We start from the raw sequence: 5,267 nt of genomic DNA, 5'->3' as shown, positions 1-5,267 counted from the left end.
GGCGGCGCCCGAGCCGGAAGCGCCCGAACCGGCCTGGCCGCCGCTCTGGCCGCTGCCCGCGTGGGCGCCGCCCGGCTGGTGCCCGCCACCGGTGTGGGAGCCGCTCTGGCCGCTGCCCGCGTGCGCGCCGCCGGCGGCGGGACGCCCGGAGGAGTTGGCGCACTTGTTGCCGAAGGCCGGGTTCAGCAAGCCGATCACGTCGATCGTGTTGCCGCAGGCGTTGATCGGCACTTCGACCGGCACCTGCACCGAGTTGCCGGAGGCGACGCCCGGCGAGCCTGCCGCGACACCCTCCGCGCCGGCGCCCGCGTAGGCGTAGCCGGCGGTCGAGGCCAGCACACTGCCGGTGGCCACGGCCGTGAGGAGCCCCTTCTTGGCTGCGTTCCTCATATTTTCCCCTGACATTTTGAGACGACGTGACGACCCTCCGAAAGTCGGAATTTCCGAATGGGCGGAGAGGTCCTCGGCTGCATGGGAGAGAACGAAGAAACCCATGGGGAGGTTGGCCGGCACGAACCCCATTCACCCTTTCGGGGGATGTCATAGAGCGACCATGGGGCGGGCCCGGAAAACAAGCGCCCCCGGCACGGCGCGCACGCCGTCCGGGGGCCCGGCTCAACGACCGAGAGGGGCTCAGACGTTGAAGCAGGTGTTGCCGAACGTCGGGTTCAGCAGGCCGATCACGCTGATGGTGTTGCCGCACGCGTTGATCGGGATGTGCACCGGGATCTGGATCTGGTTGCCGGACAGCACGCCCGGGGAACCGGCGGCCACGCCCTCGGCGCCGGCGTGCGCGGAGGCGACACCCGTGGCGGCGAGCACCAGGCCACCGGCGGCGGCGGTCACGGCGGCGATCTTCTTGATCTTCATCATTCCTCCTGTATGAACACCCGGATATCGGCTCCGGGCCGTCACAGGAAGGAACGACGTTGCGGCGAACGGGGTACGGAACAGACGTCCGGTTCACCCAGACCGGTGATACGACGAACATGTCATCGATCTGTCGGAATGGCGGCGGCCCGCTCCCGGACTCCGGGAGCGGGCCGCCGACCCCGCGCTCAGCAGGCGTCGATGAACCGGTCCAGCACCCGCACGCCGAACTTCAGGCCCTCCACCGGCACCCGCTCGTCCACGCCGTGGAACATCCCGGCGAAGTCCAGCTCCGGCGGCAGCTGCAGCGGGGCGAAGCCGAAGCAGCGGATCCCGAGGTCCTGGAACGACTTGGCGTCCGTCCCGCCGGAGAGGCAGTACGGCACGGCCCGGGCGATCGGGTCCTCGGCGCGCAGCGCGGTCTGCATCGCCTCGACCAGGGCGCCGTCGAAGCTCGTCTCGATCGCCTTGTCCGAGTGCAGGCTCTCCCGCTTGACGCGCGGGCCGAGCACGCTGTCCAGCTCGGCCAGGAACTCCTCCTCGTAGCCGGGCAGGAAGCGGCCGTCCACGTGCGCGGTGGCCTGGCCGGGGATCACGTTGACCTTGTAGCCGGCGCCGAGCATGGTCGGCTGGGCGGTGTTGCGCAGCGTGGTGCCGATCATCTTGGCGATGCCGCCGAGCACCCGCAGCGTCTCGTCCATGTTCTCCGGGTCGAGCTCGACGCCGAGCGCGTCCGACAGCTCGTCCAGGAAGGCCCGCACGGTCTTGGTGATCCGCAGCGGGAACTGGTGGCGCCCGAGCCGGGCCACCGCCTCGCACAGCTCGGTGATGGCGTTGTCGTCGTTCTCCATCGACCCGTGCCCGGCCCGGCCCTCGACCGTGAGCCGCATCCAGTGCATGCCCTTCTCGGCGGTCTCGACCAGGTAGAGCCGGGTGCGGTCGTTGACCGTGAAGGAGAAGCCGCCGACCTCGCCGATCGCCTCGGTCACGCCCTCGAAGAGGTCCGGGTGCTTGTCCACCAGGTACCGGGCGCCGTAGGTGCCGCCCGCCTCCTCGTCCGCCAGGAAGGCCAGCACCAGGTCGCGCGGGGGCTTGCGGCCGGTGCGCAGCCGGTCGCGGACGACCGCGAGGGTCATCGCGTCCATGTCCTTCATGTCGACCGCGCCGCGCCCCCAGACGCAGCCGTCCGCGATCTCGCCGGAGAACGGGTCGTACGTCCAGTCCGCGGCGTTGGCCGGCACGACGTCGGTGTGCCCGTGGATCAGCAGGCCCGGACGCGAGCGGTCCTCGCCCTCGATCCGGACCACGGTGGACGCCCGTCCCTTGGCCGACTCGATGATCCGCGGTTCGAGGCCGAACTCGGCGAGCTGCTCGGCCACGTACTCGGCCGCCTTCCGCTCCCCCGGACCGGAGCCGTCGCCGTAGTTGCTGGTGTCGATCCGGATCAGGTCGCGGCAGAGGTCGGCGACCTCGGATTCACCCGTCACCTCCGGCGCCGCCGCCCGCTGTGCCGACTCGCTCCGCTCGCTCACGGTCACTCCTCGTGTCCAGCCCGCACCGGCACCCCAGCGCCAACCCCGGGACCTGCACCCGGGTCGCACGAGCACGTCCGCCCATCCTCTCCCAGCCCCCGACCCGGATCCACCCCCGGGAAACGGGCCGACACACCGCCGCAACCTGCGGTCCCTCGCCCGGAGCCGTTCCGGAGCCGTTTTGGGACCGGCAGCCGATCACTGCTACAGTTACATCTGTCAGCGCGGCCGACGAACAGAAGGAAGCCGTGAGGACAACACCCCGTCCGGGTGGCGGAATGGCAGACGCGCTAGCTTGAGGTGCTAGTGCCCTTTATCGGGCGTGGGGGTTCAAGTCCCCCCTCGGACACCGCTGAGCGGGCCAGGAGAAATCCTGGCCCGCTTTTCGTGTTTTTCCCTTCCGGACTCCCGGCCGCTTCCGGTCCGGCTGTTTCCCAACCGCGCACCTTTTGTACGCCGTTGGTCCCTGTTCGACCGCCGTGACCTGAGGTTTACTTTGTCGGCGCCGCCCCACCGAGGGGTGGCGCCGACGGGGGAAGGCCATACCGGTTGAGGGGAAGGTGGGTGTTCCGTGGGGAATTTCCCGGGTGGGTCGTATGCCGTTGATGTGCGCGGGGCCGCTCCGGTCTGCGTCATCGGCGCGGGACTGTCGGGCCTGGCCGTGGCGCACGCGCTCGCGGCGCGGGGCGTCGACTTCGTCTGCCTGGAGAAGGCTCCGGAGGTCGGCGGGATCTGGCGCAAACCGCAGGCCGGGGAACGCGGGCCGGGCTACCGGTCGCTGCACCTGAACACCGCGAAGCAGCTGACCGGTTTCGCCGCCTTCCCGATGCCGGACTCCTATCCGGCCTATCCCCGGCACGACGAGATGGCCGCCTACCTGAGGGCCTTCGCCGAGTGGGCGGGGCTGACGCCGCGGATCGAGTTCGGCACCGAGGTGCTGTCGGTCCGGCAGGACGCCGACGGCTCCTGGCTGGTCACCAGCCGGGACGCCCGCGGGTCCTCCGTCGTCCGGCGCTTCGCGCGGGTGGTCGTCGCCTCGGGCGCCAACGCGGAGCCGGTGCTGCCGGACCCGGCGCCGGCGGGCTCCGAGTCGTTCACCGGCCGCGTGCTGCACGCCGTCGACTACCTGGAGGGCTCCGGGTTCCGCGGTCAGCGGGTGGTCGTGGTGGGCCTCGGCGCCTCGGCCGTGGACATCGCCACGGACCTCTCCCGGCACGCCGCCCGGACGGTGCTGTCGGTCCGCCGGGGGCTGCACGTCGTCCCGAAGCAGCTCTACGGCATCTCCTGCGACGTGATAGCGGAGTCGCCGTGGTTCACCACCATGACGCTGGCCGAGCGGCGCGAGTACATCGAGCAGGCCCTGCTGGTCGCCCGGGGCCGGCTCTCGGACTACGGCCTGCCCGAGCCCGACCACCCGATCTTCTCCTCCGCGGTGACCGTCTCGGACGAGATCTTCAGCCGGATCCGGCACGGCGCGGTGACCCCGAGGCCGGGGATCGACTCCTTCTCCGGGAACCTGGTCCGGTTCACCGACGGCTCCGCCGAGGAGGCCGACGCGGTGGTCTGGTGCACCGGCTACCGGATGTCCTACCCGTACCTGCCCGCCGACTGCCCGGTCGGCCCGAGCGGCCGGGTGGAGCTGTACCGGCGGATCGCCGCGCCCGACCGGCCCGGCCTGTACTTCGTCGGCCTGATCCGTCCGGTGGGGGCCATCACCCGGGCCCTGGAGGCGCAGGCGCGGTGGGTCGCCCGGGTGATCGGCGGCGAGGAGGCGCTGCCGTCGGAGGACGTGATGCGCAAGGAGGTCGACGACTACCTGAGCGGCATCGCCGCGCGCTACGGGCAGGGGCTGGGCGCCTCGATCCAGATCGACGTGGTGCCCTACGTGCAGGAGTTCCACCCGCGCTAGCCCCTGCCCGTGCGCCGGGCGCGGTCAGCCGGTCGGCGGCCGGACGGTGTAGGCCTCCGCGGAGAGGTACGCCGTGAGCCGGGGCGGACAGCCCCGCTGGTGGGCGAGCGCCAGGTAGGCGATCAGCCCGACCCCGTCCTGCGGCCGCCGCCCGGTGAGGGAGGGCAGGGCGCGCAGCAGCGGGGCCGGGTCCATGCCGTGCCGGGCGAGCAGGGTCACCGCGCGCTCCAGCGCCTCGCCGTCGTGCCGGGCGTAGTCGCGCACCGGGACGTGCAGGGTGAAGCCGCTCGGCCGGTCGGCCGCCGGGTCGGTGAAGGCGTGGCAGGACAGCACGGGCAGCCCGGCGAGCCGGTCCCCGGCGCCCGTGGTCCCGGCCGCCGTGGCGGCGAACTCCCGGAGCACGTCCGCCGTCGGCCCGGCGGGCATCCGGGACAGCTCGCCGACCGCGGCGGCCGGCAGACCGGGGTGGCGGACGTAGACCTTGACCCGGGGCCGCTGCCAGTCGCCGAGGTCCAGGGCGAGGAACGGGTAGCCGTCGCCCTTCGGCAGCCCCTGGAACGCCCGGTGGTGGCCGATCCGGTCCAGCGCCTCGCGGACCGTCTCCTCGGCCCGGTCGGCGCCGTGCGCGGCGGGGTTCAGGTACACCTTGACCCTGGGGACGCCGCCGGGACGCAGTTCCAGGGCGCACCACAGGGCCAGCGGGCCGTGCGGGGACGGCGGGAGGAGGAGGTCCTCCAGCTTGTCCAGGCAGGTGGTGGAGAACCCCCAGCGCCGGGACATGGCGCGGATGACGTCCAGTCCGGCGCGGCCGCTCTCCTCCAGGGTGGCGGTGCCGCAGCCGGGTTCCAGCAGCACCCGCAGGTCCGGCGGGCCGTCCGGCCGGAAGGAGAGCGAGTACTCCACCGGCGTGTGGTCGTCGGACAGGAAGGTCCGGCCGGACGGCGGCAGGTCGAGCC

Annotated in this window: 5 protein-coding genes and 1 tRNA gene; 2 read left to right on the top strand and 4 right to left on the bottom strand. The window is 72.3% G+C overall.

Annotated elements, in window-relative coordinates:
• The 3 genes from ABD308_RS07405 to ABD308_RS07395 all read right to left on the bottom strand — a co-directional run.
• Positions 1-390, bottom strand: a 390-nt coding sequence (locus tag ABD308_RS07405) for a chaplin (RefSeq protein WP_344329548.1), incomplete at its 3' end; no start/stop codon positions are given.
• 243 nt (positions 391-633) lie between these two features.
• The gene (locus ABD308_RS07400; RefSeq protein WP_344329546.1) at positions 634-870 is read right to left on the bottom strand and encodes a chaplin; all 237 of its coding nucleotides are present in this window, start codon (positions 868-870) and stop codon (positions 634-636) included.
• 188 nt (positions 871-1,058) lie between these two features.
• Positions 1,059-2,402, bottom strand: a complete 1,344-nt coding sequence (locus tag ABD308_RS07395; protein ID WP_344329543.1) for a M20/M25/M40 family metallo-hydrolase — start codon at positions 2,400-2,402, stop codon at positions 1,059-1,061.
• 264 nt (positions 2,403-2,666) lie between these two features.
• Between ABD308_RS07395 and ABD308_RS07390 the strand changes: the two genes are divergently transcribed.
• Together ABD308_RS07390 and ABD308_RS07385 are read left to right on the top strand one after the other, a co-directional pair.
• A tRNA-Leu gene (locus ABD308_RS07390) sits at positions 2,667-2,751 on the top strand.
• 258 nt (positions 2,752-3,009) lie between these two features.
• Positions 3,010-4,311, top strand: coding sequence for a flavin-containing monooxygenase (locus ABD308_RS07385; protein WP_344329541.1), 1,302 nt, complete (start codon positions 3,010-3,012; stop codon positions 4,309-4,311).
• Positions 4,312-4,335: 24 nt separating this feature from the next.
• Here the strand turns inward: ABD308_RS07385 and ABD308_RS07380 are convergent.
• On the bottom strand, positions 4,336-5,267 hold a 932-nt coding region (locus tag ABD308_RS07380; RefSeq protein ID WP_344329538.1), incomplete at its 5' end, for a tryptophan dimethylallyltransferase family protein.

This window comes from Kitasatospora putterlickiae (assembly GCF_039527695.1).
Taxonomy (GTDB): Bacteria; Actinomycetota; Actinomycetes; order Streptomycetales; family Streptomycetaceae; genus Kitasatospora; species Kitasatospora putterlickiae.
The sequence above is the reverse complement of the archived record's forward strand: the minus strand, read 5'-3'. Positions and strand labels throughout refer to the sequence as shown.

Excerpts from the sequence above, each read along its gene's own strand:
- ABD308_RS07400 (WP_344329546.1), bottom strand. The coding sequence starts at position 870 with ATGAAGATCAAGAAGATCGCCGCCGTGACCGCCGCCGCCGGTGGCCTG.